The 24,273-nt window shown below is 72.1% G+C and carries 28 protein-coding genes; 9 read left to right on the forward strand and 19 right to left on the reverse strand.

All coding sequences use genetic code 11. From position 1 onward, the window contains the following. Positions 1 to 12 precede the first annotated feature (12 nt). The 6 genes from folE to dacB all read right to left on the reverse strand — a co-directional run bounded on the left by folE (position 13) and on the right by dacB (position 7,787). Positions 13 to 618, reverse strand: a complete 606-nt coding sequence (folE, locus tag ABZ340_RS03850; RefSeq protein ID WP_358780128.1) for a GTP cyclohydrolase I FolE — start codon at positions 616 to 618, stop codon at positions 13 to 15. A 121-nt stretch (positions 619 to 739) separates the two neighbouring features. After that, complete coding sequence (gene ftsH, locus ABZ340_RS03855; RefSeq protein WP_358780129.1) at positions 740 to 2,776, reverse strand: ATP-dependent zinc metalloprotease FtsH; 2,037 nt, start codon at positions 2,774 to 2,776, stop codon at positions 740 to 742. A gap of 187 nt (positions 2,777 to 2,963) precedes the next feature. After that, on the reverse strand, positions 2,964 to 3,524 hold the full coding sequence (gene hpt, locus ABZ340_RS03860; RefSeq protein WP_358780130.1) for a hypoxanthine phosphoribosyltransferase: 561 nt from the start codon (positions 3,522 to 3,524) through the stop codon (positions 2,964 to 2,966). Between the two features lie 81 nt (positions 3,525 to 3,605). After that, positions 3,606 to 4,778 carry a tRNA lysidine(34) synthetase TilS gene (gene tilS, locus ABZ340_RS03865; protein ID WP_358780131.1) on the reverse strand — a complete coding sequence of 391 codons (1,173 nt, stop codon included), beginning with the start codon at positions 4,776 to 4,778 and terminating at the stop codon, positions 3,606 to 3,608. Positions 4,779 to 4,970: 192 nt separating this feature from the next. Further along, complete coding sequence (locus tag ABZ340_RS03870) at positions 4,971 to 6,104, reverse strand: zinc-dependent metalloprotease (RefSeq protein ID WP_358780132.1); 1,134 nt, start codon at positions 6,102 to 6,104, stop codon at positions 4,971 to 4,973. Positions 6,105 to 6,191: 87 nt separating this feature from the next. Further along, positions 6,192 to 7,787: a D-alanyl-D-alanine carboxypeptidase/D-alanyl-D-alanine-endopeptidase gene (dacB, locus tag ABZ340_RS03875; protein ID WP_358780133.1), complete on the reverse strand. Its 1,596-nt coding sequence runs from the start codon at positions 7,785 to 7,787 to the stop codon at positions 6,192 to 6,194. 79 nt (positions 7,788 to 7,866) lie between these two features. On the opposite strand from dacB, the gene ABZ340_RS03880 reads away from it, so the two are divergent. Continuing rightward, positions 7,867 to 8,358 (forward strand): inorganic diphosphatase, encoded by a 492-nt coding sequence (locus ABZ340_RS03880; protein ID WP_029381130.1) that lies wholly within the window; start codon positions 7,867 to 7,869, stop codon positions 8,356 to 8,358. A 119-nt stretch (positions 8,359 to 8,477) separates the two neighbouring features. Further along, entirely contained in the window at positions 8,478 to 10,184 is a 1,707-nt protein-coding gene (locus ABZ340_RS03885; RefSeq protein ID WP_358780134.1) for a threonine/serine exporter family protein, read from the forward strand. Between the two features lie 78 nt (positions 10,185 to 10,262). Here ABZ340_RS03885 and ABZ340_RS03890 read toward each other — a convergent pair whose 3' ends face one another. The 7 genes from ABZ340_RS03890 to ABZ340_RS03920 all read right to left on the reverse strand — a co-directional run bounded on the left by ABZ340_RS03890 (position 10,263) and on the right by ABZ340_RS03920 (position 15,943). Further along, positions 10,263 to 11,267, reverse strand: a complete 1,005-nt coding sequence (locus ABZ340_RS03890; protein WP_358780135.1) for a VTT domain-containing protein — start codon at positions 11,265 to 11,267, stop codon at positions 10,263 to 10,265. 193 nt (positions 11,268 to 11,460) lie between these two features. Next, positions 11,461 to 12,222: a MerR family transcriptional regulator gene (locus ABZ340_RS03895; RefSeq protein WP_358780136.1), complete on the reverse strand. Its 762-nt coding sequence runs from the start codon at positions 12,220 to 12,222 to the stop codon at positions 11,461 to 11,463. A gap of 69 nt (positions 12,223 to 12,291) precedes the next feature. Then, positions 12,292 to 12,930 carry a PadR family transcriptional regulator gene (locus ABZ340_RS03900; protein WP_358780137.1) on the reverse strand — a complete coding sequence of 213 codons (639 nt, stop codon included), beginning with the start codon at positions 12,928 to 12,930 and terminating at the stop codon, positions 12,292 to 12,294. Between the two features lie 92 nt (positions 12,931 to 13,022). Further along, positions 13,023 to 13,274 (reverse strand): type II toxin-antitoxin system RelE/ParE family toxin, encoded by a 252-nt coding sequence (locus ABZ340_RS03905; RefSeq protein WP_358780138.1) that lies wholly within the window; start codon positions 13,272 to 13,274, stop codon positions 13,023 to 13,025. After that, positions 13,271 to 13,534: a type II toxin-antitoxin system prevent-host-death family antitoxin gene (locus ABZ340_RS03910; protein WP_358780139.1), complete on the reverse strand. Its 264-nt coding sequence runs from the start codon at positions 13,532 to 13,534 to the stop codon at positions 13,271 to 13,273. Before ABZ340_RS03910 ends, ABZ340_RS03905 begins: the two co-directional genes overlap by 4 nt. 58 nt (positions 13,535 to 13,592) lie before the next feature. Next, positions 13,593 to 15,053, reverse strand: a complete 1,461-nt coding sequence (locus tag ABZ340_RS03915; RefSeq protein ID WP_358780140.1) for an aldehyde dehydrogenase family protein — start codon at positions 15,051 to 15,053, stop codon at positions 13,593 to 13,595. A gap of 65 nt (positions 15,054 to 15,118) precedes the next feature. After that, on the reverse strand, positions 15,119 to 15,943 hold the full coding sequence (locus ABZ340_RS03920; RefSeq protein WP_358780260.1) for a helix-turn-helix transcriptional regulator: 825 nt from the start codon (positions 15,941 to 15,943) through the stop codon (positions 15,119 to 15,121). A gap of 423 nt (positions 15,944 to 16,366) precedes the next feature. On the opposite strand from ABZ340_RS03920, the gene ABZ340_RS03925 reads away from it, so the two are divergent. After that, complete coding sequence (locus ABZ340_RS03925; protein ID WP_358780141.1) at positions 16,367 to 16,840, forward strand: ATP-binding protein; 474 nt, start codon at positions 16,367 to 16,369, stop codon at positions 16,838 to 16,840. 173 nt (positions 16,841 to 17,013) lie between these two features. Here ABZ340_RS03925 and ABZ340_RS03930 read toward each other — a convergent pair whose 3' ends face one another. From ABZ340_RS03930 to rpmG, 5 genes are all read right to left on the reverse strand, one after another. Then, complete coding sequence (locus ABZ340_RS03930) at positions 17,014 to 17,232, reverse strand: DUF397 domain-containing protein (protein ID WP_358780261.1); 219 nt, start codon at positions 17,230 to 17,232, stop codon at positions 17,014 to 17,016. 473 nt (positions 17,233 to 17,705) lie between these two features. Beyond that, complete coding sequence (gene rpsR / locus ABZ340_RS03935; RefSeq protein ID WP_358780142.1) at positions 17,706 to 17,939, reverse strand: 30S ribosomal protein S18; 234 nt, start codon at positions 17,937 to 17,939, stop codon at positions 17,706 to 17,708. Positions 17,940 to 17,945: 6 nt separating this feature from the next. Next, positions 17,946 to 19,109, reverse strand: a complete 1,164-nt coding sequence (locus ABZ340_RS03940; protein ID WP_358780143.1) for a GTP-binding protein — start codon at positions 19,107 to 19,109, stop codon at positions 17,946 to 17,948. Next, positions 19,106 to 19,369: a type B 50S ribosomal protein L31 gene (locus ABZ340_RS03945; protein ID WP_358780144.1), complete on the reverse strand. Its 264-nt coding sequence runs from the start codon at positions 19,367 to 19,369 to the stop codon at positions 19,106 to 19,108. The genes ABZ340_RS03940 and ABZ340_RS03945 overlap by 4 nt, the downstream gene beginning before the upstream one ends. Before the next feature lie 5 nt (positions 19,370 to 19,374). After that, on the reverse strand, positions 19,375 to 19,539 hold the full coding sequence (gene rpmG, locus ABZ340_RS03950) for a 50S ribosomal protein L33 (protein ID WP_033321692.1): 165 nt from the start codon (positions 19,537 to 19,539) through the stop codon (positions 19,375 to 19,377). A gap of 61 nt (positions 19,540 to 19,600) precedes the next feature. Here rpmG and rpmB point away from each other — a divergent pair, with 61 nt between their 5' ends. From rpmB to ABZ340_RS03970, 4 genes are all read left to right on the forward strand, one after another. Beyond that, entirely contained in the window at positions 19,601 to 19,837 is a 237-nt protein-coding gene (gene rpmB / locus ABZ340_RS03955; RefSeq protein ID WP_358780145.1) for a 50S ribosomal protein L28, read from the forward strand. Further along, positions 19,837 to 20,142, forward strand: coding sequence for a 30S ribosomal protein S14 (rpsN, locus tag ABZ340_RS03960; protein ID WP_358780146.1), 306 nt, complete (start codon positions 19,837 to 19,839; stop codon positions 20,140 to 20,142). The genes rpmB and rpsN overlap by 1 nt, the downstream gene beginning before the upstream one ends. A 313-nt stretch (positions 20,143 to 20,455) precedes the next feature. Continuing rightward, on the forward strand, positions 20,456 to 20,809 hold the full coding sequence (locus ABZ340_RS03965) for a hypothetical protein (RefSeq protein ID WP_358780147.1): 354 nt from the start codon (positions 20,456 to 20,458) through the stop codon (positions 20,807 to 20,809). A gap of 97 nt (positions 20,810 to 20,906) precedes the next feature. Continuing rightward, positions 20,907 to 21,452 carry a DUF4232 domain-containing protein gene (locus tag ABZ340_RS03970; protein WP_358780148.1) on the forward strand — a complete coding sequence of 182 codons (546 nt, stop codon included), beginning with the start codon at positions 20,907 to 20,909 and terminating at the stop codon, positions 21,450 to 21,452. 31 nt (positions 21,453 to 21,483) lie between these two features. On the opposite strand, the gene ABZ340_RS03975 is transcribed toward ABZ340_RS03970, so the two are convergent. Then, the gene (locus ABZ340_RS03975) at positions 21,484 to 22,740 is read right to left on the reverse strand and encodes a DUF2786 domain-containing protein (RefSeq protein WP_358780149.1); all 1,257 of its coding nucleotides are present in this window, start codon (positions 22,738 to 22,740) and stop codon (positions 21,484 to 21,486) included. Positions 22,741 to 22,825: 85 nt separating this feature from the next. Here ABZ340_RS03975 and ABZ340_RS03980 point away from each other — a divergent pair, with 85 nt between their 5' ends. Continuing rightward, the gene (locus ABZ340_RS03980; protein ID WP_358780150.1) at positions 22,826 to 23,458 is read left to right on the forward strand and encodes a LysE family translocator; all 633 of its coding nucleotides are present in this window, start codon (positions 22,826 to 22,828) and stop codon (positions 23,456 to 23,458) included. A 60-nt stretch (positions 23,459 to 23,518) separates the two neighbouring features. Then, positions 23,519 to 24,253 (forward strand): Clp protease N-terminal domain-containing protein, encoded by a 735-nt coding sequence (locus ABZ340_RS03985; protein WP_358780151.1) that lies wholly within the window; start codon positions 23,519 to 23,521, stop codon positions 24,251 to 24,253. Positions 24,254 to 24,273: the final 20 nt, after the last annotated feature.

Here is a 24,273-nt window from a genome sequence, read left to right on the forward strand (position 1 = left end):
GCCTTCCCCGCGTCAGCGGGCCATGATCAGGCTCATCGCCTCGTTGCGCGTGGCCACGTCCCGCAGCTGGCCGCGCACCGCCGACGTTATGGTCTTCGCGCCCGGCTTGCGGATACCGCGCATCGACATGCACATGTGCTCGCACTCCACGACGACGATGACGCCGCGCGGCTCCAGGATCTCCATCAGGGAGTCCGCGATCTGCGTGGTGAGCCGTTCCTGCACCTGCGGCCGGCGGGCGTAGACGTCCACGAGCCGGGCCAGCTTGGACAGACCGGTGATCTTGCCGGTGGTGGACGGGATGTACCCGACGTGCGCCACGCCCCGGAACGGGACCAGGTGGTGCTCGCAGGTGCTGTACACCTCGATGTCCTTCACGAGCACCATCTCGTCGTGCCCGATGTCGAACGTCGTCGTCAGCACGTCCTCGGGCTTCTGCCACAGTCCCGCGAAGATCTCCTTGTACGCCCGCGCCACCCGCGCCGGCGTCTCCCGCAGCCCCTCGCGGTCCGGGTCCTCGCCGACCGCGATCAGCAGTTCGCGCACGGCGTTCTCGGCCCGCTTCTCGTCGAACTCGCCGATCTGGCCCTCGCCGTCCAGCGTCACGGGGTCGGTCATGTGGTGCCTCGTTCCTGTGTGTCTGACGTGCTGGCATACGGGAATGCCGCGCCCCCCAGGCTAGAACCTGGGGGGCGCGGCATACATTCCGGGCCCGACGGGGCCCGCGGGGGTGCCGGGATCAGCTCTCCGGGCGGTCCTCCGGGGTCCGCTCGGGGGCCGGGGCGGGCTCCGCCGCGGTGCTCTTGGCGGTGATCGCCGCCGACGCGCCGTTGGCCCCGTTGGTCAGTGCGAGCTCCTTCGGGGAGAGCACCGGCGGGCGGGTGGACGGCGTGCGGCGCGAGGAGCCGGTCCAGGCGGGCCGCGGCGGGCGCTTGACGATCGGGGCGAAGATCTCGGCGATCTCCTCCTTGCCGAGGGTCTCCTTCTCCAGCAGGGCGAGGACGAGGTTGTCGAGGACGTCGCGGTTCTCGACCAGGATCTCCCAGGCCTCGTTGTGCGCCGTCTCGATGAGCTTCTTGACCTCTTCGTCGACGAGCGCGGCGACCTCTTCCGAGTAGTCGCGCTGGTGAGCCATCTCACGGCCGAGGAACGGCTCGGTGTTGTCCCCGCCGAACTTGATCGCGCCGAGCCGCTCGGTCATGCCGTACTGCGTGACCATCGCGCGGGCCAGGTTGGTGGCCTTCTCGATGTCGTTGGCGGCGCCGGTGGTCGGGTCGTGGAAGACGAGCTCCTCGGCCGCCCGGCCGCCCAGCATGTAGGCGAGCTGGTCCAGCATCTCGTTGCGGGTCGTGGAGTACTTGTCCTCGTCCGGCAGGACCATCGTGTAGCCGAGGGCCCGGCCGCGCGACAGGATCGTGATCTTGTGGACGGGGTCGGAGTTGGGCGAGGCCGCCGCGACCAGGGCGTGACCGCCCTCGTGGTACGCGGTGATCTTCTTCTCCTTGTCCGACATGATCCGGGTCCGCTTCTGCGGGCCCGCGACCACGCGGTCGATCGCCTCGTCCAGCATCTTGTTGTCGATCAGCTTCTGGTCGCTGCGGGCCGTCAGCAGGGCGGCCTCGTTCAGGACGTTGGCCAGATCGGCACCGGTCATGCCGGGGGTGCGGCGGGCGACGGCCGACAGGTCGACGTCGGGCGCGACCGGCTTGCCCTTCTGGTGGACCTTGAGGATCTCCAGACGGCCCTGCATGTCCGGGCGGTCGACGGCGATCTGCCGGTCGAAGCGGCCGGGGCGCAGGAGGGCCGGGTCGAGGATGTCGGGCCGGTTGGTGGCCGCGATCAGGATGACGCCGCCCTTGACGTCGAAGCCGTCCATCTCGACGAGCAGCTGGTTCAGGGTCTGCTCGCGCTCGTCGTGACCGCCGCCGAGGCCGGCGCCGCGGTGGCGGCCGACCGCGTCGATCTCGTCGACGAAGACGATCGCCGGGGCGTTGGCCTTGGCCTGCTCGAACAGGTCACGGACCCGGGAGGCACCGACACCGACGAACATCTCGACGAAGTCGGAACCGGAGATCGAGTAGAACGGCACGCCCGCCTCGCCCGCGACGGCACGCGCGAGCAGGGTCTTGCCGGTGCCGGGCGGGCCGTAGAGCAGGACGCCCTTGGGGATCTTGGCGCCGACGGCCTGGAACTTCGCCGGCTCCTGGAGGAACTCCTTGATCTCCTGGAGCTCCTCGACGGCCTCGTCGGAGCCCGCGACGTCCGCGAACGTCGTCTTCGGGGTGTCCTTGGTGATGAGCTTCGCCTTGGACTTCCCGAAGTTCATCACCCGGGAGCCGCCGCCCTGCATCTGGTTCATCAGGAACAGGAAGATGACCACGATGAGGACGAAGGGAAGCAGGGTGATCAGGAGCCCGACGAACGGGTTCTGCTTGGACGGCGACACCGTGTAGCCGTCGGGGATCTGCTTGTCCTGGTACTTGGTCTGCAGCGTGCTGGCGATGGTGACGCCCTGGTCGCCGATGTAGCTCGCCTGGATCTTCGAGCTGCCCTCGACCTTTTCGCCGTCCTTGAGCTGAACCTTGATGTTCTGCTCGTCACCGGTGGTCAGCTTGGCCGACTCGACCTTGTTCTGGTTGATCGCCTGGACGACCTGGCCCGTGTCCACCGTCTTGTAACCGCCGGACGAGCCGACGACCTGCATCAACACGACCACGGCAAGGACGGCCAGCACGATCCACATGACCGGCCCACGGAAGTATCGCTTCACGTCCATCCATACGGAGCGGTGCCGCCCCGTCCCTCCTGCCATAGTGAGTTTGATAAAGACTGTTCTTCGGACGGTACCCCAGCACGGTCCCCTTCAGCCGCACGGGACGGCCGGCGTTCCCGTCTACGCATGCTCCAACGGCGCGGGAACCACAGGGGTTCCCGATCACCGCGGGGCCTGCCGGCTACGGGGCTCAGCCGCCGTAGACGTGAGGCGCGAGCGTACCGACGAACGGGAGGTTGCGGTACTTCTCGGCGTAGTCGAGGCCGTAGCCGACGACGAATTCGTTGGGGATGTCGAAGCCGACCCACTCGACGTCGATGGCGACCTTGGCGGCCTCGGGCTTGCGCAGCAGCGTGCACACCTTCAGGGAGGCGGGCTCGCGCGAGCCGAGGTTGGAGATCAGCCAGGACAGGGTCAGGCCGGAGTCGATGATGTCCTCGACGATCAGGACGTGCTTGCCCTTGATGTCGGTGTCGAGGTCCTTGAGGATCCGCACGACGCCGGAGGACTGGGTGCCCGCGCCGTAGGAGGACACGGCCATCCAGTCCATGGTGACCGGGGTGGACACGGCGCGGGCGAGGTCGGCCATGACCATGACGGCGCCCTTGAGGACGCCGACCAGGAGCAGGTCCTTGCCCTCGTACTCCGCGTCGATCTTCGCGGCCAGCTCGGCCAGCTTCGCGTCGATCTCTTCCTTGCTGATGAGCACCTGCTGAAGGTCGGCACCCATGTCTTTCGCGTCCACCCGCATCACTTTCGGTCGTCCCGCTTCGTCGGCCGGTCCGGCGCGCTGCCACCGCCCGCGGTGGCGGGCGGTGGGCGGGGCCGGTTTTCAGCCTTGCCGAATCACCAGTCTGCCACCCTGGCGCTGGGCGACGACTTTCCCGGGCAGGTTGATGGCTCCCTGACCGCGCCAGCCGGTGATCAGCCGGTCGACTTCCTCGATGTGGCGGGCGAAGAGCGAGCCGGCGGGGGCACCGGCCTCGATGGCGGCACGGCGCAGGATCCGGCGGCGCACGGCGGGCGGGAGGGCGTAGAGCTTGGCGCACTCCAGCAGGCCGGACGCGTCGCGGACGCCCGCTTCGGCCTGGCGGGCCCAGGCGTCGAGGGCGTCGGCGTCGTCGCGGGAGAGCTGGGCCGTACGGGCGAGGGCCTCGACGACGCCCTTGCCGAGGGCCTTCTCCAGGGCGGGCAGGCCCTCGTGGCGCAGCCGGGAGCGGGTGTAGGCCGGGTCGGCGTTGTGCGGGTCGTCCCACACCGGCAGGGACTGGACCATGCAGGCCCTGCGGGCGGTCTGCCGGTCGATGCGGAGGAAGGGCCGCCGGTAACGGCCGCCGGCCCCCGAGACCTCGGCCATGCCCGACAGGGAGCGGATGCCGGAGCCGCGGGCGAGGCCGAGCAGGACGGTCTCGGCCTGGTCGTCGCGGGTGTGGCCGAGCAGGACGGCCGCGGCGCCGTGGCGTTCGGCGGCGGCGTCCAGGGCGGCGTAGCGGGCGTCGCGGGCGGCAGCCTCGGGGCCTCCCTCGCGGCCGACGGTCACGGCGGTGGACTCGACGGGGTCCAGGCCGAGCCCGCGCAGGCGCAGGACGACCTCGGCGGCGCGCAGGTCGGAGCCGGGCTGCAGGCCGTGGTCGACGGTGACGCCGCCGGCCCGGATGCCGAGCCGGGGGGCCTCGAAGGCGAGGGCGGAGGCGAGTGCCATGGAGTCGGCTCCGCCGGAGCACGCCACGAGGACGAGCGGCGGCGTGGTGCGCTCGTGCGCAGGAGTGTTCGGGGTTGCCGGGAGGCTTTCCCGGGGAGCCTCTTGCGGGATGGGTGCTGCGGTACCGGTGGTGCTGCCGTGGTCGATGGCGCTTCCGTGACCGGTGGGACTGCCATGATCGAGGGCGCCACCGCGGTCGGCGATGCCGCCGCCTTCGGTGGTGCTGCCGTGTTCGATGAGGATGTCGTGGAGGACGCGGCGGACCGCCAGGCGTATCGCCGCGACCGCAGGATGGGGACCCATGTCCGGTGCCCTTCAGGATGGTGTCGGGGGGTGAGCCCGAGCTCGGTCACGCAGAGTGTGTAGATGGTGACAGAAACGGGCCGTTCCCCGAGCATCGCACGCCTGCCGAAGGCTCACGGTCCCTCGGACGGGTGATTGGAGGGGCGTTCGCCTGCCGTCGCCCGGATTCCGTTCACGACTTCTCCGCGGTATTCACTCTTCGGGCTTGCGGTGCACCCGCGCGATCCAGTCCGCCGGTTTGGCGATCTCCGACCGGGTGGGGAGGGTGTTCGGGGAGGTCCACACCCGGTTGAAGCCGTCCACGCCGACCTCGCCGACGACGGCCCGCACGAAGCGCTCGCCGTCCCGGTACTGCTTGAGCTTGGCGTCCAGGCCCAGCAGCTTGCGCAGCGCGAGGTCGAGCCGGGAGGCGCCCTTGGCGCGGCGCTGCTGGAACTTCTCGCGGATCTCCCCGACGGTCGGTACGACGTCGGGGCCGACGCCGTCCATCACGAAGTCGGCGTGGCCCTCCAGGAGGGACATCACGGCGGTGAGGCGGCCGAGGATCTCCCGCTGCCCGGGACTCTGGATCAGCTCGACCAGGGAACGCCCGCCGTCGTCCTCCTCGCCCTCGGGACGGCCCCCGGCGAGGGTCTGGGCGGCGTCGCGGACGCGTTCCAGGAGGGTCATGGGGTCGACGTCGGTCTCGGCGAGGAAGGCCTGGATCTCGCCCTCCAGGTGGTCGCGCAGCCAGGGCACGGCGGAGAACTGGGTGCGGTGGGTCTCCTCGTGCAGGCACACCCACAGCCGGAAGTCGTGCGGGTCGACGTCGAGTTCGCGCTCGACGTGGACGATGTTGGGGGCGACGAGCAGCAGCCGGCCGCCGCCGTTCCCGCCGGCCGGGAGGTCGCGGGTGGCGGGGGCGAAGGTCTCGTACTGGCCCAGGACGCGGGAGGCGAGGAAGGACAGCAGCATGCCGAGCTCGACGCCGGTGACCTTGCCGCCGACGGCGCCGAGGACCGCGCCGCCGGGGGAGCTGCCACGCCGCTGCTGCATCTTGTCGAGCAGCGGCCTCAGGATCTCCCGGAACCCGGCGACGTTGGCGCGGATCCAGCCCGCGCGGTCGACGACGAGGACGGGGGTGTCGTGGACCTCCTCGGTGGCCAGACGGGTGAAGCCCCGGACGTGTTCCTCCGAGGCCTTGGCGTGCCGGCGCAGTTCCGCGACGACGGCCCGGGCCTCGTCGCGGCTCACCTCGGGGCCCGGCCGTACGAGCCGGGTCGCGGTCGCCACCGCGAGATTCCAGTCGACCATCCCGGAAGAAGCAGCACCACCGATGCTCGTCATGCGTCAACCGTACGTGAGTGCTGCCGTCGGGGGCAGGCCGTGCGGTGCGCTGGAGTGGGCCCGCGCACGCCCCGCCCCGCCGCGCCGCTAGCGGCAGCCGCAGTGCGCCAGGGCCGTGGCCGCCCGGTCCAGGGCGGACTGGGCGGCCGCCGGGTCGGGGGCGCCGGAGGTGAGGAAGGCGAAGGCCAGGAGGCGGCCGTCCGCGGTGACCACCGTGCCGGCCAGGGCGTTGACGCCGGTCAGGGTGCCGGTCTTGGCGCGGACGAGGCCGGCGGCGCCGTCGGTGTAGCGGCCGGTGAGGGTGCCGGTGAAGCCGGCGACGGGCAGGCCGGTGAGGACGGGACGGAGTTCGGGGCGGGCCGGGTCGGCGGCCTTGACGAGGAGGGCGGTGAGCAGGCCGGGGGTGAGGCGGTCGGCCCGGTCCAGGCCGCTGCCGTCGTGGAACGCGGCGCCCGCGACGGGCAGGCCGAGGCTCTTCAGCCGGGCGGTGACGGCGGCGGAGGCGCCGGCGAAGTCGGCGCGCTTGCCGGTCGCGACGGCGGTGTGGCGGGCGAGGGCCTCGGCGAGGTCGTTGTCGCTGTGGGTCAGCATCCGCTCGACCAGGGAGGCGAGCGGGGGCGAGGAGACGGTGGCGAGGGTGGTGGCGCGGCCGGTCGCCTTGGAGGGGCCGGGGGCGGTGGTCTCGATTCCGTGGCCGCGCAGGAAGCGGGCGAAGGCGCGGGCCGCGTCCGCCGCCGGGTCCGCCACGCGGGGGGCCGGGCCGCTGGTGGAGCCGTCGGTGCGGGCCTCGTCGGCCATCAGGGCGGTGACGGGGGCGAGGTTGTCGTTGACCCCGATCGGGTGCATCTCGGAGCCGGCGTAGAGCGTGGTGTCGTACGACAGGGTCGCCTGGCGCAGGCCGCGCTTCTTCAGGGCGGCCGCCGTCTTCGCGGCGAGGGTGCGCAGGCTCGCCAGGCCGTCCGCGTCCTCGCGGGCGGTGAGGGTCGGGTCGCCGCCGCCGACCAGGACCAGCTCCCCGGTGTCGCCCTCCAGGGCGGCGCGGGTGGTGAGGCGGTGGTCGGGGCCGAGGGCGGACAGGGCGGCGACGGCGGTGGCGAGCTTGGTGGTGGAGGCGGGGGTGAGGGCGGCGCCGGCGTCGGTGCCGTACAGGCGTCTGCCGGTGGTCAGGTCGGCGACGGCCGCCGCCCGGCGGTCGCCGAGCGCCGGGTCGTCCAGGAGGGGGTCCAGGACGGGCGCGAGGCCCGGGCCGGCCGGGGCCGCCCGTACGGGGCCGGTGGCACCGCCGAGGACGGCGAGCACGGCCGCGGCGCTCGGCGCGGGCCGGGGCGCCCCCGCCGCCGTACCGGAACTGCCGGCTCCGCGGCCGTGATCTGCGCCACCCGTGGCTCCCAGTGCGGCGGCCCGGTGCCGCTCGGCCGTACGCTGACCCGTGGAGTCCCAGGGACCGGCGGCGGTCACCACACCGGCGGCGAGCGCCAGCCCGGCGGTGGCGGCGCCCGCGGTGTACTGCCAGGTCTTCGGCCTCGTGCCCCGCGAAAGGCGTGGCGTCGTGGCCCGTGCGAGCCGTGCGATCCGCGGCCGGACGGCGACGGCGGCACGTGCGAGACGCGGACGTACGGCGCCCGCGGCCCGCACCACGTGCGGCCTCGCGGCCCGCCAAGGCCTCAGCTCTGGCACGGACACCAGCCCCTTTCGCGATCACACACCTGCGTGAGGGACACTTAACCACCAGAACGATGTGCTGATCATGGAGGAGCCACCGGTGGAGTTCGACGTCACGATCGAGATCCCGAAGGGTTCGCGGAACAAGTACGAGGTGGACCACGAGACGGGTCGGATCCGCCTGGACCGTCGACTCTTCACCTCGACCGCCTACCCGACCGACTACGGCTTCGTCGAGAACACCCTCGGCGAGGACGGTGACCCGCTGGACGCGCTGGTCATCCTCGACGAGCCGACGTTCCCGGGCTGCCTGATCCGCTGCCGCGCGATCGGCATGTTCCGCATGACCGACGAGGCCGGCGGCGACGACAAGCTGCTGTGCGTCCCGGCGACGGACCCGCGCGTGGAGCACCTGCGGGACATCCACCACGTGTCCGAGTTCGACCGCCTGGAGATCCAGCACTTCTTCGAGGTGTACAAGGACCTGGAGCCCGGCAAGTCGGTCGAGGGCGCCAACTGGGTGGGCCGCACGGACGCCGAGGCGGAGATCGAGCGGTCCTACAAGCGCTTCAAGGAGCAGGGCGGCCACTGAGCCCTGATCCGGCGCGAGCCGTCCGGCGGGCCGTACGCGTACGCGTGCGGCCCGTTCGCGTTTGGCTCGCACACTGAGGGTTACTGAAGGGTGTGGTCGTACCAGGGAGCACTGCGCACGTGACGGACGCGGAGGACCGCAAGCCGCGGTCGGACGAGGCCAGGAGCGCCTTCCGGCAGCCCGGCCCGGTGACGGCGCCCGCCGAGGGCGAGTCGTCGACGACGTCCGAGTTCGCGATCCCGGACGGGCTGGCCGTTCCGCGCGCCGGTACGGAGTCGGAGGCCACGTCGGAGTTCGCCCTGCCGGAGGGGCTGGACGTGGCGCCCGCGCCGACCGCCGAACCGGAGGGGTCGGCGTTCAGCCCGCCGAGCACCTACAAGGCCCGGGAGGCCCCGCCCGCCTTCACCCCGCCGAGCGGCATCCCGGCGGTGAGCCTGGCCAAGCACGTGCCGTGGCAGGACCGGATGCGCACGATGCTGCGCATGCCGGTGGCCGAGCGGCCCGCGCCGGAGCCGGTGCAGCGGCACGACGAGGCGGGCCCCGCGGTGCCGCGCGTGCTCGACCTGACCCTGCGTATCGGGGAGCTGCTGCTGGCCGGCGGTGAGGGCGCCGAGGACGTGGAGGCGGCCATGTTCGCCGTCTGCCGCTCCTACGGCCTGGACCGCTGCGAGCCGAACGTCACCTTCACGCTGCTGTCGATCTCCCACCAGCCGTCCCTGGTCGACGACCCGGTCACGGCGTCGCGGACGGTGCGCCGCCGGGGCACCGACTACACGCGCCTGGCGGCGGTGTACGCGCTGGTGGACGACCTCAGCGACCCGGACACCCACCTGTCCCTGGAGGAGGCCTACCGGCGGCTGGCGGACATCCGCCGCAACCGGCACCCCTACCCCACCTGGGTCCTGACCACGGCGAGCGGACTGCTCGCGGGCGCGGCCTCGGTGCTGGTCGGCGGTGACCCGATCGTGTTCGTGGCGGCGGCGGTCGGCGCGATGCTCGGCGACCGGCTGGCGTGGCTGTGCGCGGGCCGCGGGCTGCCGGAGTTCTATCAGTTCATGGTGGCCGCGATGCCGCCCGCCGCGATCGGGGTCACGCTCACGCTGGCGCACGTCGACGTGAAGGCGTCCGCGGTGATCACCGGTGGCCTGTTCGCGCTGCTGCCGGGGCGGGCGCTGGTGGCGGGCGTGCAGGACGGCCTGACCGGCTTCTACATCACCGCCGCCGCCCGCCTGCTGGAGGTCATGTACTTCTTCGTGGGCATCGTCATCGGGGTGCTGGTGGTGCTGTACCTGGGCGTCCAGGTCGGCGCCAAGCTCAACCCGGACGCCGCCCTGAGCATCGAGGAGCGGCCCCTGGTGCAGATCGCCGCGTCGATGCTGCTGTCGCTGACCTTCGCGATCCTGCTCCAGCAGGAACGTTCCACCGTGCTGGCGGTGACGCTCAACGGCGGCGTCGCGTGGGTCGTCTACGGCGCGATGCACTACGCCGGCGACATCTCGCCGGTGGCCTCCACGGCGGTCGCGGCCGGCCTGGTGGGCCTGTTCGGGCAGCTGCTGTCCCGGTACCGGTTCGCCTCCGCGCTGCCGTACACCACGGCGGCGATCGGGCCGCTGCTGCCGGGTTCGGCGACCTACTTCGGGCTGCTGGCGATCGCGCAGAACGAGGTCGACAGAGGGCTCGTGTCGCTGACCAAGGCGGTCGCGCTGGCCATGGCCATCGCCATCGGCGTGCACCTGGGGTCGGAGATCTCGCGGCTGTTCCTGCGGGTGCCGGGTGCGGCGACCGCGGAGGGACGGCGGGCCGCGAAGCGGACGCGCGGATTCTGAGCGCGGGCGCCGGCGGGTCCGGCAGGAGGCGACGCGAAGGGGCGCGGACCGTATCGGCCCGCGCCCCTTCGCGTCGGCTCAGTAGCCCTGGTGGTACGGGTTCTGCTCGCCCTGCCGGTAGCTCTGCGGGTGCTGCGGGGCATACGGCTGCTGGGGCTGCTGCGGCTGCTGGGGGCGGCCGTAGTACTGGCCGTCGCCCTGCGGGTGGCCCTGGCCGTACCCCTGGTGGTCGTCGTAGCCCTGATTGCCGTACCCCTGGCCCTGCTGCGGGTACGGGGCGGCGGTCTGCTGCTGGGGGTACTGCGGCTGCTGGGGCTGGTGGGGGTACGGAGGCTGGGGCTGGGGGGCCGGTTCGACGCGGCGCAGCTGGGTGGTCGCGTCGTCCATGACGGGGTGCTGGGGCTGGGGCTGCCAGGCGGCCGGGGCCGCCGGAACGGACTGGGCGGGCTGGGTGGCGTCCGCGCGCTTCTTCTTTCCGCGCTCGCGCAGGTACTCGATGATGATCGGCACCACGGAGACCAGGACGATCAGGACGAGGATCGCCTCGACGTTGGCGCGGATGAGCTCGATCTGGCCGAGCCAGTAGCCCGCGAGGGTGACGCCCGTGCCCCAGGCGATGCCGCCGATGACGTTGTACGTGAAGAACGTGCGGTACTTCATGCGGCCGGCGCCGGCCACGATGGGGGCGAAGGTGCGCACGATCGGGACGAAACGGGCCAGGACGATCGCCTTGGGGCCGTACCTCTCCATGAACTCGTGCGCCTTGTCCAGGTTCTCCTGCTTGAAGAGCTTGGAGTTGGGCCGGTTGAAGAGCTTCGGGCCGAGGAACTTGCCGATCATGTAGCCCACCTGGTCGCCGATGACGGCGGCCAGCACGATCAGCAGGCAGACCAGCCACAGCGGCTGGCTGATGTACTCGCCCTGGGCGACGAACAGGCCCGCGGTGAACAGCAGCGAGTCGCCGGGCAGGAACGCGAAGAGCCCCGACTCGGCGAAGACGATCAGCAGGATGCCGGGCAGGCTGAAGGTCGAGATCAGGTAGTCCGGGCTGAGCCACTCGGGGCCGAGCGCAAGCGTGGTCACGGGAATGTGGCTCCTGCTGCTGGGGGCGGGCGGGGGCTGGCTGCCAAAAGTATCAACGCAGCCGTGGAGGTCCAGGTTCCACGAGGGTACCCAGGATGCGCCCGGAGCCCGCCGGGGAACCCTGCGAACGGGTTCCGGCCGGCGGTCGTCCCGGCCCGGGGCGACCGGGCCGAAACGCTCGCCCTCCCAGGGCTCAGGAGGAGTGCCGGGCGGCGTTGGCGGAGATCGCCTCCTTGAGGTGCTCGGCGAAACCGGGCCGCATCGAGTCGTAGAACGCCTTGAAGCGCTCGTCGGCGACGTACATCTCGCCCAGGCACCGGTGCATGTCGTAACCGCACTCGTAGTACCAGCCGCTGATGTGCTGCCGGTGCTCCTCGGCCAGGTCCATGGCCCGCTCACCGGTGGGCGGTTCGCCGTCGGCCATCAGGGCGCCGTAGCGCTCGCTCCAGTCGGCCGCCTCCGCCTGCATGCGTTTCCAGTCGTCCTTGGTGTAGCGCGCGGCACGGCGCTGCGACTCGGCGTACGCCTCGGTGCCGCCCCAGCGTGCCTCCGCCTCCTCCGCGTACTGCTCGGGGTCCTTGTCCCCGAACACCTCGAACTTCTCCTCCGGGGTGAGGTTGATGCCCATCCTGCGTGCCTCCATGGCCTGCTCCACGGCCGCCGCCATCTTCCGCAGCTTCTCGATCCGGGCGGTCAGCAGCTCGTGCTGGCGGCGCAGGTGCGCGCGCGGGTCCGCGTCCGGGTCGTCGAGGAGGACGGCGACCTCGTCGAGCGGGAAGCCCAGCTCCCGGTAGAACAGGATCCGCTGCAGCCGGTCGAGGTCGGCGTCGCTGTAGCGCCGGTGCCCCGCGTGGCTGCGCTCGCTCGGCACGAGCAGGCCGATGTCGTCGTAGTGGTGCAGGGTGCGCACCGTCACGGCGGCGAAGCCGGCGACCTGTCCCACGGAGTAGCTCACTTCCGCTCCCTTCTTCCGACGCCGTCCACGCTGCCGCCTCACGTGGCGTGAGGTGCAAGTCCTCCGCGGTCAGCCGTCCTCGGGATGGCGTTCCCCCGTCGCGTACGGGTTCTCCTGGCCCTCCGCGAGCACGCCCACGAACGGCTCTCCCTCACCGGCGAAGGTGTAGGCGCCGCCGCGGACGCGCTCGATGAGGCCGCGGGTCCACTCGGCGCCCGAGTCGGCGGAGTGGACCCAGTGGTGCATGATCTCGCCGATGTGGCCGAGTGCGCCGGGCCCCTCCTCGGGCGTGTAGTACTCGGTGACGGAGGCGCGCCACTTCTCGATGGCCCGCACCCGCTCCCGGAGCAGCTCCAGGACCTCCTCGCGGGGCAGGTCGACCATGAAGCCGAGCGCGGCGGAGAGCACGTCCGGCTTCTGGTCGTAGGCGGTGAGGGACTCCCTGAGCAGCCGGAAGTACTCCTCGGTGCCCCGGTCCGTGATCTCGTATTCGGTGCGCGGCGGGCCGCCGGCCGTGGACGGGGCGGTCTCGTGCGCGTGCAGCAGCCCCTGCTTCGCCATCTGCTTCAGGGCGTGGTAGATCGAGCCGGGCTTGGCGTTGGACCACTCGTGCGCGCCCCAGTACTCCAGGTCGTTGCGCACCATGTAGCCGTGGGCCCGCCCGTGCTGGCGGACGGCGCCGAGCACGAGGAGACGGATCGCTGACATGGGGCCAGCGTAGGGTGCGGGGCCGCCCCGGGAGCCGCCCCACTCCCCGGCGAGCGGACCTCACACGGGGGTACCGGTGGCCCCGGGGCGGCTCATGCGCCGGTCCGGCCGACGTGCTCGATATGGACCGTGCGCGTGTCGGGGCCGACGCGGTAGAGAACGCGCCAAGGACCGTGGTGCAGGCGGCGATGGTCCGTGCCCCAGGCCCGCGCCCCCTCAGGTCGTTCGTTCTCGGCGAGCTGGTCGGTGGCCCGCAGGAGGACGTCGACGCTGCCGGGATCGGTTTTGAGGTGTCCTGCGGCGGCGTCGAGCGCCGCCGGCTCCCACACCACCTGCCAGGTCACACGCTCCTCCCCGCCGCTTCGAGCAGAGCGCGGCGGGCTTCGTCGTGCGGTATCGGCGTCTCGGTCCGCCCCAGAGCGCGGTCGCGTTCCAGGCGGGCGAGCGCGAGGGCGTCTTCCAGGTCCTCCAGCTCCGCCGGGGAGATGAGGACGGCGGCCGGAACGCCGCGGTCGGTCAAGGTGATGTGCTCGTGCTGAGCGGCTCGGCGCGCGAGTTCGCCGAGCTTGCCCCTCGCTTCAGCGATGGGATATGTCGCAGACATGCATCCAGTGCACAGCTGGATGCATGTCTGCGGGGCGGCGACGCCCGGCCGGGTGCCGTCAGAACGGGAAGCGGCTGCGCCCGTGCTGCACCGAGATCCACTTCTGCGTGGTGAAGGCGTCCAGCATCGTCTCGCCGTTCAGGCGGCCGAGGCCGGAGTGCTTCTCGCCGCCGAAGGGGACGATCGGCTCGTCGTGGACGGTGCCGTCGTTCACGTGGAACATGCCGGTGTCGATCCGCTGGGCGAAGCGCACGCCGCGCTCGACGTTCCCGGTGTGGACGGCGCCGCTCAGGCCGTACGGGGTGTCGTTGACGAGGCGGACGGCCTCCTCCTCGCCGTCGAAGGGGACGAGGAAGGCGACCGGGCCGAAGACCTCCTGCTTGAGCAGGGCGGAGCCGGCGGGGAGGCCCGTCAGGACGGACGGCTCGACGAGGTTGCCGGTGGTCGTGCCGCGCACCAGGGCCGTCGCACCCTCGGCGAGCGCCTGCTCGACGGTGGCCGTGATCGCGTCCGCCTGCTGGGAGTTGATCACCGGGCCGATGACGGTCTCCGGGTCGCTCGGGTCGCCCGCCTTCAGGGACCTGACCTTGGCGACGAACTTCTCGGTGAACTCGTCGGCGATCGCGCGGTCGACCAGGACGCGGTTGGCGGCCATGCAGACCTGGCCCTGGTGGACGTACCGGCTGAAGACGGCCGCGTCGACCGCGTAGTCGACGTCGGCGTCGTCCAAGACCACCAGGGCGCTGTTGCCGCCGAGCTCCAGGACCGCGCGCTTGAAGTGGGCGGCGCAGACGGTGGCGACGTGGCGGCCGACCGCGTCGGAGCCGGTGAAGGAGATGACCTTCGGCACCGGGTGCTCCAGGAAGGCGTCGCCGATCTCCGCGATGTCCGTGACGACGACGTTGAGCAGGCCGCCGGGCAGGCCGGCGTCCTCGAAGATCCTGCCGATCAGGGTGCCGCCGACGATCGGCGTGTTCTGGTGCGGCTTGAGGACGACGCCGTTGCCGAGGGCGAGGGCGGGGGCGACCGACTTCAGGGAGAGCAGGAAGGGGAAGTTGAAGGGGCTGATCACGCCCACGACGCCGACGGGCACGCGGTAGACGCGGTTCTCCTTGCCGTCGACCGGGGACGGGATGATCCGCCCCTCGGGGGCCAGCGCCAGGTGGACCGCCTCGCGCAGGAACTCCTTGGCGAGGTGCAGCTCGAAGGCGGCCTTGAGGCGGGTGCCGCCGAGCTCGGCGACGATCGCCTCGGTGATCTCCGCCTCGCGCTCCTCGACCAGGCGCAGGGCCTTCTCGAACACCGCGCGGCGGGCGTACGGGTTGGTCGCCGCCCACTCCTTCTGCGCGCGCTCGGCCGCCCGGTACGCCGCGTCGACCTCGCCGGCCGTGGCTATGGTGACCGACGCCAGCTTCTCGTTGTCGTACGGGTTGAAGTCGATGATGTCCCAGGAACCGGTGCCCGGGCGCCACTCGCCGTCGATGTACTGCCGAGCCAAGTCCGTGAAGTACGACGACATGTGACCCCTCCATCCCCTGGCAACCGCCAGCCGACTGCCTGATGGGGCGTCATCGTACTTGTGTTTCAAGAGAGTTGAATGAGTCCCCTGAGGATGTCGCGGCTCTCGTCCGGGCCCGGGCTGTCCTGCTGGAGCTCCTTCAGCGCCGTCTCGTACTGGGCGACGTCCTCGCGTTTGTCCAGGTACAGGGCGCTGGTGAGCTGCTCCAGGTAGACGACGTCGGACAGGTCGGACTCCGGGAAGCTGAGGATCGTGAACGCGCCGCTCTCGCCGGAGTGCCCGCCGAAGCCGAACGGCATGACCTGGAGGCGGACGTTGGGACGCTCGGACATCTCGATCAGGTGCTGGAACTGGCCGCGCATCACCTCGCGGTCGCCGTACGGGCGGCGCAGGGCGGCCTCGTCCAGGACGATGTGGAACTCGGGCGCGTTCTCGGCGACGAGGCACTTCTGCCGCTCCAGGCGCAGCGCCACCCGCCGTTCGACGTCCGCCTCGCTCGCGCCCTTCATGCCGCGCCGGACGACCGCGCGCGCGTACTCCTCGGTCTGCAGCAGGCCGTGCACGAACTGCACCTCGTACACGCGGATCAGCGAGGCCGCGCCCTCCAGGCCCACGTAGGTCGGGAACCAGCTGGGCAGCACGTCGGAGTAACTGTGCCACCAGCCCGCGACGTTGGCCTCCCTGGCCAGGGAGAGCAGGGAGGCGCGCTCCTGCTCGTCCGTGACGCCGTACAGCGTCAGCAGGTCCTCCACGTCCCTCGTCTTGAAGCTCACCCGGCCCAGCTCCATCCGGCTGATCTTCGATTCGGAGGCGCGGATCGAGTACCCCGCCGCCTCGCGCGTGATCCCCCGCGCCTCACGCAGTCGCCTCAGGTGTGATCCGAGCAGCATGCGCCGCACCACCGATCCCGGCTCTCCCGCGCTCACCTTCGCCAGCCTCCCCAACCGTCTTCAAGGGCCGCAGTCTGCCACTAAAACACTCCGAGCAGTACTCGGCCGGTTACGGAGACGGAAACGAGCCGGACGATCCGCGCAAGAACGGGTGGGCAGGGGCGGTTGAGAGCGGATGGGAGCGGATGAGGGCAGATGAAGGCGGATGTGCGGCACACATCCGACAGGAAGGGAGCGAAGAAGCCGCGAAGATGACGGAAAAATTGACCAACAAGCGGTGCGGGAAGGTCCATTTCGGTCACGTGCACGTGCATCTGCCCTTGCATCTGCTCTGCGCTTCCGAAACCATGGTCCCGCACCACCGCCGCATCGCTACGACCGCGAATTCCGGGAGTGCCTCGCATGGGGACGAATGGATCGACCATGCTCGAGCCGTTACGGCAGGGCCTTCCGCCGCTGGACCCCGCATCCGTCGACAACGCCGCCTCCTGCGCCCTGCCCGCCCGCTACGAAGCGGTGCGCGAGGCCCGGCGGTTCGCCCGCAGAACGCTCGGCCAGTGGGAGCTGGGCGACCGTTTCGACGACGTGTGCCTGGTCGTCTCGGAGCTGGTGACCAACGCGCTGCGCCACGCGCTGCCGGCAAACGGCCCGGAACCGGCGGAACAGGAGCCGCCCGTACGGCTCCACCTCATGCGGTGGACCGACCGGCTGGTGTGCGCGGTGCGCGACCCGAGCCACGACAGCCCGGTCGCCCGCGAGAGCGACGACTTCTCCGCCGAGTCCGGCCGCGGGCTGTTCCTCGTCGGCTCCTTCAGCGACAGCTGGGGCTGGCACCCGCTCGCCGGCCCGCTGGAGGGCAAGGTCGTCTGGGCGCTGTTCCGGCTCCGGCCGCCCTGAGGCCGGCCCGCCACGGCGCTTCCCGGCGCCGTGGCTCTACGCGTGTCGCGGCACGATCCGCGACCGCCCCACGACCCTTCCGCGCCCCTCTCGCAGCCCTTCCGCAGCCCTTCCGTGGTCCTTCCGTGGTCCTTCCGTGGTCAGCCTGCGGCCAGTCCGCAGCCAGTCCGCGGTCAGCCCGCGATCAGATGGTCGAATTCGCCGTCCTTGACACCCAGCAGCATCGCCTCGATCTCGGCGCGCGTGTAGACGAGCGCCGGCCCGTCGGGGAAGCGGGAGTTGCGCACGGCGACGTCTCCGCCGGGCAGACGCGCGAACTCCACGCAGGATCCCTGCGAGTTGCTGTGCCGGCTCTTCTGCCAGGCCACGCCGTGCAGCTCCGTGGCCGCCATGCCGTTGTACACGCCGGACGCGCGGGCACCGCCGGGCGTCCCGCCGCCGTACGTCTCACCGTCGTACGCCTCACCGTCGTACACGTCGTGGTCCACAGGTCGCTCCCCGGTGGTGCACTGGCTGGTGTGGCCATTGATGCGGTGGTCAACTGTTCCGGATCATAGCTCGCCGATCGTGCATCTGCGGGAGCAAATGCACGTGCACGGCGCGTGGTCCCGCGACTACAGCCGTGACGACCGCCCTGCCGAAAACCTCGGCCTCTCCGACAACCTCGGCTTCTCCGACGCCCGCAACGGCGGGGCCGTTCCTGCGTATGACCCGCGTATGCCCTCAATTTAGATGAACATGCAACAGGTGAATTCGCAACAAGCGCCGGTGCGCCGGAAGCCGGCGCGGCAGGTGTCCATGCAACAGCAACAGGGGCCCGCTCGATGCGGCGGGCCCCTGCGGACGGGTGGTGCGGTGATGCCGGTCAGCGGGTGGCGTACGGCAGCAGCGCCATCTCCCGGGCGTTCTTGACCGCCCGGGCCAGCTGACGCTGCTGCTGGGCCGTCACGCGGGTGACGCGGCGGCTGCGGATCTTGCCGCGGTCGGAGATGAACTTCCGCAGCAGATCGGTGTCCTTGTAGTCGATGTACGTGATCCCGGCCTGGTCCAGCGGATTGGGGCGGCTCTTGGCGGGCTTGCGGTCGGGCTTGCGGGGCATGGGCGGTCAGACCTCCAGGAGGGTGTCGAAGGCGGGCGGCAGCCGCTTCCAGGCGTCGCGCCCGGCGGCGTACTCGGCGTCGGTCAGCAGGCAGGACTCCAGCAGGTGCTCCAGCCCGTCGCGGTCGAGGCCGGGCGAGGTGAAGACGAGGTGCTGGCAGCGGTCGCCGTGCTCGGGGTGCCAGTCCAGCGCGGCGGCGGCGCGGCGCACCGGCGGGACCATCTCCCAGGCCGCGTCGGGCAGGGAGGCCAGCCACGGCCCCGCGCTCTCCACGCACAGGGCGCCGCCGGCCGCGTCCCAGTGCAGCAGCGTGTCCGGCTTGTCGGCGAGCCAGAACCGGCCGCGGCTGCGGGCGGCGGCGCAGGTCAGGTCCTCCAGCGCCGCGTACAGCCGTTCCGGGTGGAAGGGGCGGTGCCGGCGCCAGACGAGGGTGGCGACACCGTGCGCGTCGGCCTCGGCGGGCAGCAGCGCGCAGGCCGGGTGCTGGGCCGCCGCCGCGGCCTCCACGTCGAAACCGGCCAGGGCCGCCTCGGCCAGGGCCGTCGGGCCCGGACGCGGTGGGGCGCCCGCCAGGCCGCCGTGGCCGATCGGGACCTGGCGGGCCGTCGGGTGCAGCTGGGCCAGCAGCTCGCGGTCCTCGTCGTCGGCCTCCGGGGAGTCGGCGACGGCGAGGACGGGGGCGTACTCCAGCTGCCGCGCGAAGGTGTCGGCGACCGTGCGCTGGTCGGTGGCCGCGGCGGCGAGGCCGCCCTCGGCGAGGTCGTCGCCGTTGCCCAGGTACGGGAGCACCAGCGCCGGGTCGACGGCGGTGATCACGCCGGTGACGGTGAGGCCGCCGGCCGCCACCACCTCCGCCATCGCCTTGGGCTCGACGGAGTCCCACAGCTCGACGACCGCGAGCGGGGTGTCCCCGGCGTCCGCGAGCCGTTCCAGCTCCGGCACCAGATCCTCGCGCAGGGCGCAGCAGGCGCAGTCGTTGACGAGCGGGGCCTCGCCGGCGGACCGGACGCCGGAGGCGTCGCGCACGGTCCGTACGACGGTGCCCGCGGCGGCGGTCGCCAGGTCGTGGTGGAGGGCGACACTGCCGGGCACGTCGGTGAGCAGCCGTGCCACGGCCGCCCGGCGGGCGTCGGCGTGCAGTCCGCCGACGATCACCACCGGCAGACTCATGCCCCGCCCCGCTTCCCGTACCGGCGCTCGAAGCGCTCCACGCGCCCGGCGGTGTCCAGGACGCGGGCCGTGCCGGTGTAGAAGGGGTGGCTGACGTTCGAGATCTCGACGTCGACGACCGGGTAGGTGTTGCCGTCCTCCCACTCGATCGTCTTGCCGCCGGCCCGGGCCGAGAGCGTCGAGCGGGTGAGGAAGGCGTAGTCCGCGGCACGGTCGCGGAAGACGACGGGTCCGTACTCCGGGTGGATTCCCTCGCGCATGACGGTCAGCGCTCCTCTCGGAAGTCGACGTGGCGGCCGACGACCGGGTCGTACTTGCGCAGGGTCAGGCGGTCCGGGTCGTTGCGGCGGTTCTTGCGGGTCACGTAGGTGAAGCCGGTCCCGGCGGTGGACCGGAGCTTGATGACCGGGCGGAGTTCGTTGCGTGCCATGCTGCTATCTTACTGAAAATGAATTCCATTAACACCAACGTCTGAGGAGAGGTACGTCACCGTGTCCGCGCACTGCATGCTGACCGGCGCCCGGCCCGGCTTCGGCAACCGCATCTCGCACTCCCACCGGCGGACCTCCCGCCGCTTCGACCCCAACATCCAGACCAAGCGCTACTGGCTGCCGAGCGAGGGCCGGTACGTACGGCTGAGGCTGAGCGCCAGGGGGATCAAGACGGTCGACACGATCGGCGTCGAGGCGGCCGTGGCCCGCATCCGCGCCCGGGGAGTGAGGGTCTGATGGCCAAGAAGAGCAAGATCGCGAAGAACGAGCAGCGGCAGGAGACCGTCGCGCGGTACGCCGCCCGCCGGGCCGAGCTGAAGGAGATCATCCGGCGCCCGTCCTCGACCGAGGCCGAACGGCTCGCCGCCCAGCGGGAGCTGCGGCGCCAGCCCCGGGACGCCAGCGCCACGCGCGTACGCAACCGCGACCGGACCGACGGACGGCCCCGCGGCTACTTCCGCGCCTTCGGGCTGTCCCGGATCGGCCTGCGGGAGCAGGCGCACGCCGGGCATCTGCCGGGGGTCCGCAAGGCGTCCTGGTAGGTGCCGGGCGCGCACCCCGGAGCCGGGGGCCCTCCTGGTAGCTTGCTGCGGTCGCGGGCCGACCCGGCCGTCCGGCTACAGCTTGGAGCTTGCGGTGACGTGGGTGACTGTGGGGAGTACGACCGGCAGGGCCACGGGCATGGCCTTCGGGGTCGCGGCGGTGCTGGCGGTGCTGACGCTGTCCGCGTGCGGTGACGGCGGGGGCGGCTCCGGGGACGCTGGGAATGCCGGGAACTCCGGGGGCGCGCTCTCGGCGGGGTCCGGCGCCGGTGCGAGTGCGAGTGCGGCTGCAAGCGCGGATGCGAGTGCGGGTATGGGCGGCGGGCCGGGCGGGTCGCCGTCCGCCGGTGCCGGCCGGCTGGAGGGCAGCTGGCTCGCCACGACCGGCGGCAGGGCGGTGGCCCTGGTCGTCACCGGCGGCAAAGCCGCCGTCTTCGCGATGGGCGGGACCGTGTGCAGCGGCACCGTGGGCGTGCGGGCCGGGCAGGAGGTCATCCGCCTGAAGTGCGCCGACGGCGGCGAGGACCGGACGAACGGGACGGTCGACTCCGTCGGCGGGACGACGCTGAAGGTGACCTGGGAGGGCGGCGTCGGGCCGGAGACGTACACCAAGGCGCGGGGCGGTAAGTTCCCGTCCGGGTTGCCGACGTCCGGTGTCGGTTCCTGACGTACGGACCGGCACCGCCGGCGGCGTCCGGGAGCCGAGCCTGATGGCGGCGCCCGCAGTGCCTTCCCCCTGTCATCGCCCTCAGAGGAACGTACCCATGCGCGCCATCGCCCCCGTCGCCGCCGTCGCCGTCGCCGCGGCCCTCGTCCTGACCGCCTGTGACGACGGCGGCGGCACCGGCAGCTCCGGTGACTCCCGTACCGACGACCGGGGAGCCGGTCGGGGCGGTGCCGCCTGCCGGATCGACGAGGTGGGCATCGAGGCCGCCGCGAGTGCCGCGCCGGCCGCCGGGGACACGGGCACCGTCTCCTTCACCGTCACCAACCGCGGCGCCGCGTGCACGCTGGACGGCTTCCCCGCCGTCACCCTGGCGGCCGGCGGCACCTCGGTGAAGGTGCCCGCCGAGCAGGCCGCCCAGGCGCAGAAGCTGACGCTCGCCGAGGACGCGGCGGTCTCCTTCACCCTCACCTACGTGCGCGGCGAGGCGGGCGGCGAGCGGAGTCTCGCCGTGAAGTCGGCGGAGGTCGCCCTGCCGGGCGCCTCGGACACGCGCGGCTTTCCGTGGTCGTACGGAGAGGTCGTGCTGAAGGGCGAAGGGCTGCCGGACGCCTCGGTGGGGCCGTTCCAGCAGGCGGGCGACTGACGTCCGCTCCCTCCCCGGGGGCGGCGGACCGTTACGGCAGCGGAGGCTTCGGCCGGAGGCGGGCGCGGTCGGCGGCGTGGGTGCCCTCCGTCCAGCCCGCCGCGTCGCTCACCCCGCGCAGCCGGGTCGTGGTCGTCTCCGGGAACATCCGCTCCAGGCGGTCGGTGACCGCGGCCTCGCGGGAGGCGAGGACCGGGAGCAGGTCCGCGGCCGGCCCCGCGGAACCGGCGGCCCGTTCGCGGGCGGTCTCCTCGATCACGGCCTCCTCGGCCGCGCGCAGGCGGGTTCCGACGCGGTGGGCGTAGGCCGCGAGGAACGACTGACGGAAGGTCTTGGTCCGCTTCCGTCCGCCCGCCCGCTGCCCGGCTTCCGCCCTGGTCATCGCGGCCTCGGCCTGGACCAGGAGCGAGGTGTAGAGGAGTTCGACCGCCTCCAGGTCTGCTTCGAAACCGACGACGGTGGAGAAGCCGAAGGGCTCGTTCCACACGGCCCGGCAGTGGTTCGCGGCGGCGACCGCGTCGAGGAGCACCGCCTTGGCCTGCTCGTACGGCGGCTCGACCCCGATCCGGCAGGCACCCGGGGCGTCCGGCGCCGGCGTCCGGGCCGACAGCAGCGCGGCGTCGATGCTGTAGCGGGCCATCAGTTCCTGCGCCTTGGCGCTGAGGGCCTCGGCCTCCTCCGGGTACGCGGTCGCCTCCGCCTTGGCGAGCAGGGCGCGGACCCGGCCGAGGGTCCGGGACTGCGGTCGCGGGTCGCGCGCACCGGGGGATGAGCCGGCGGCGGGACCGGAAGCGGATTCGCCGGATTCACCGGATGTGGCGGATGCACTGGATGCGCTGGATGCACTGGATGCGCTGGATGCGGCATACCCGCCGGATGTGTCGAGGGGTTCCAGGGCGGGCAGGCGCAGCAGCAGGCGGTAGAGCTCCAGCACGGCGGTGGCGTGCGAGAAGCGGTCGGTGCGGGGCGGGGTCCCGGCGGGCAGCGCGTCGAGCTGCGCGGCCCAGCGGCGCCCGCGCGGGCCGTCGTACGGCGCCTGCGCCCGGATCAGCGCCGCGGCCAGCCGCACGTGGACGTCGTCCAGCTCGCGGCGCACGATCCGTACGACGTCGGCGGGCTGCCAGCCGCGCCGCCAGGCCGCGGCCACGAACTCCTGTCCCCGGCGCCCGAGTTCGGCGTCCGCCGCCGGGTCGGCCGCGAGCAGGGAGGCGGCGGCGTCGAGGGTGGCGTCGGTGGTGTCGTACAGGGCGGTGCGCAGGGCGCGGTCGACGGTGCTGGGCGTACTCACCCGGCGATGGTGTCACGGGACCGGCGGCGTCTCACTTCACGGAATTGCCGGATACCCGCCGGGCGGGTCTCCCAGCATGGCGCACATGGTGGACATGTCTTTGTACGCGGCGTTCCTCGTCGCCGCCTTCGCGCTGTGCGTCTCCCCCGGCCCCGACATGATGTTCATCGTCGCGATGGGCGGTCGCGGCGGGCCGGCCGCGGGCGTGATGGCGGCGTTCGGGGTGGCCTGCGCGATGCTGGTGCACGCGGTGGCCGCGGCACTCGGCCTGTCGGCGCTGTTCACGGCACTGCCGGTGCTCTATCACGTACTGCGCTGGGCGGGCGCGGCCTATCTGCTGTACCTGGCGGTGAAGGCGTTCCGGGACCGGTCGGTGCCGGGCGGGGAGGAGGCGCCCGCGCGGGGTGCGGGGATGCGGCGGGCGTTCTGGCAGGGCGCCGTCACCAACCTGCTCAACCCCAAGGTGATCCTCTTCAACGTGGCCTTCCTCCCGCAGTTCGTGGACCCGTCCCTCGGCCATGTCCCGGGGCAGCTGATGCTGCTCGGCACGACGATCGTGGTGATGGGCTTCCTGTGCGACGGCACCGTCGGGCTGCTCGCCGGGCGGCTGGCGAACGTGCTGCGGCGCAGCGCGCGGGTGAACCGGTGGCTGAACATCGCCTCGGGGACGGTGTTCACGGGGCTGGCGGTGCGGCTGGTGGTCACTTCGCCGAAGTAGCTGAAGCAATGTCGTCAACCAACGGTTGACACCCCCTTGGCGTCAACCTACGGTTGACACATGGCGAAGAACACGACCATCACGTCGTCCGTGCGTCTCGACGACCTCATCGCAGCGATCAAGAAGGTCCACGCCGAGCCCTTGGAGCAGCTCCAGGACGCGGTGATCGCCGGGGAGCACCTCGGCGAGGTGGCCGACCACCTGATCGGCCACTTCGTGGACCAGGCCCGGCGTTCGGGCGCCTCCTGGACGGACATCGGCAAGAGCATGGGAGTCACCCGGCAGGCGGCGCAGAAGCGCTTCGTGCCGAAGGAGTCCACCGACCTCGACGACAGCCAGGGCTTCAGCCGGTACACGCCCCGCGCCCGCAACGCCGTGATGGGCGCGCACAGCGCGGCCAAGGCCGCGGGGAACGCCGAGGGCCTGCCCGAGCACCTCGTCCTCGGGCTGCTCGGCGAGTCCGAGGGCCTCGCCGCGAAGGCGATCGCCGCGCAGGGCGTGCCGCTCGAAACGGTCCGCGAGGCCGCGACCGCGGCACTCCCGCCGGCCGCCGCCGAGGTCCCGGAGCTGGTGCCGTACGGCCCGGCGGCCAAGAAGGTCCTGGAACTCACCTTCCGCGAGGCGCTCCGCCTCGGCCACAACTACGTCGGCACCGAGCACCTCCTGCTCGCCCTGCTGGAGCACGAGAACGGCGAGGGCGTGCTGAGCGGTCTCGGCATCGACAAGGGGAGGACCGAGGAGTACGTCACCGAGGTGCTGGCACAGTTCCTGGAGACGTCCGAACAGGAGTCGTAGGCGGGGCGGGGCGGGGCGGG

The sequence above is a fragment of the Streptomyces sp. NPDC006134 genome (assembly GCF_040628835.1).
In the GTDB taxonomy this organism is placed as follows: Bacteria; Actinomycetota; Actinomycetes; order Streptomycetales; family Streptomycetaceae; genus Streptomyces.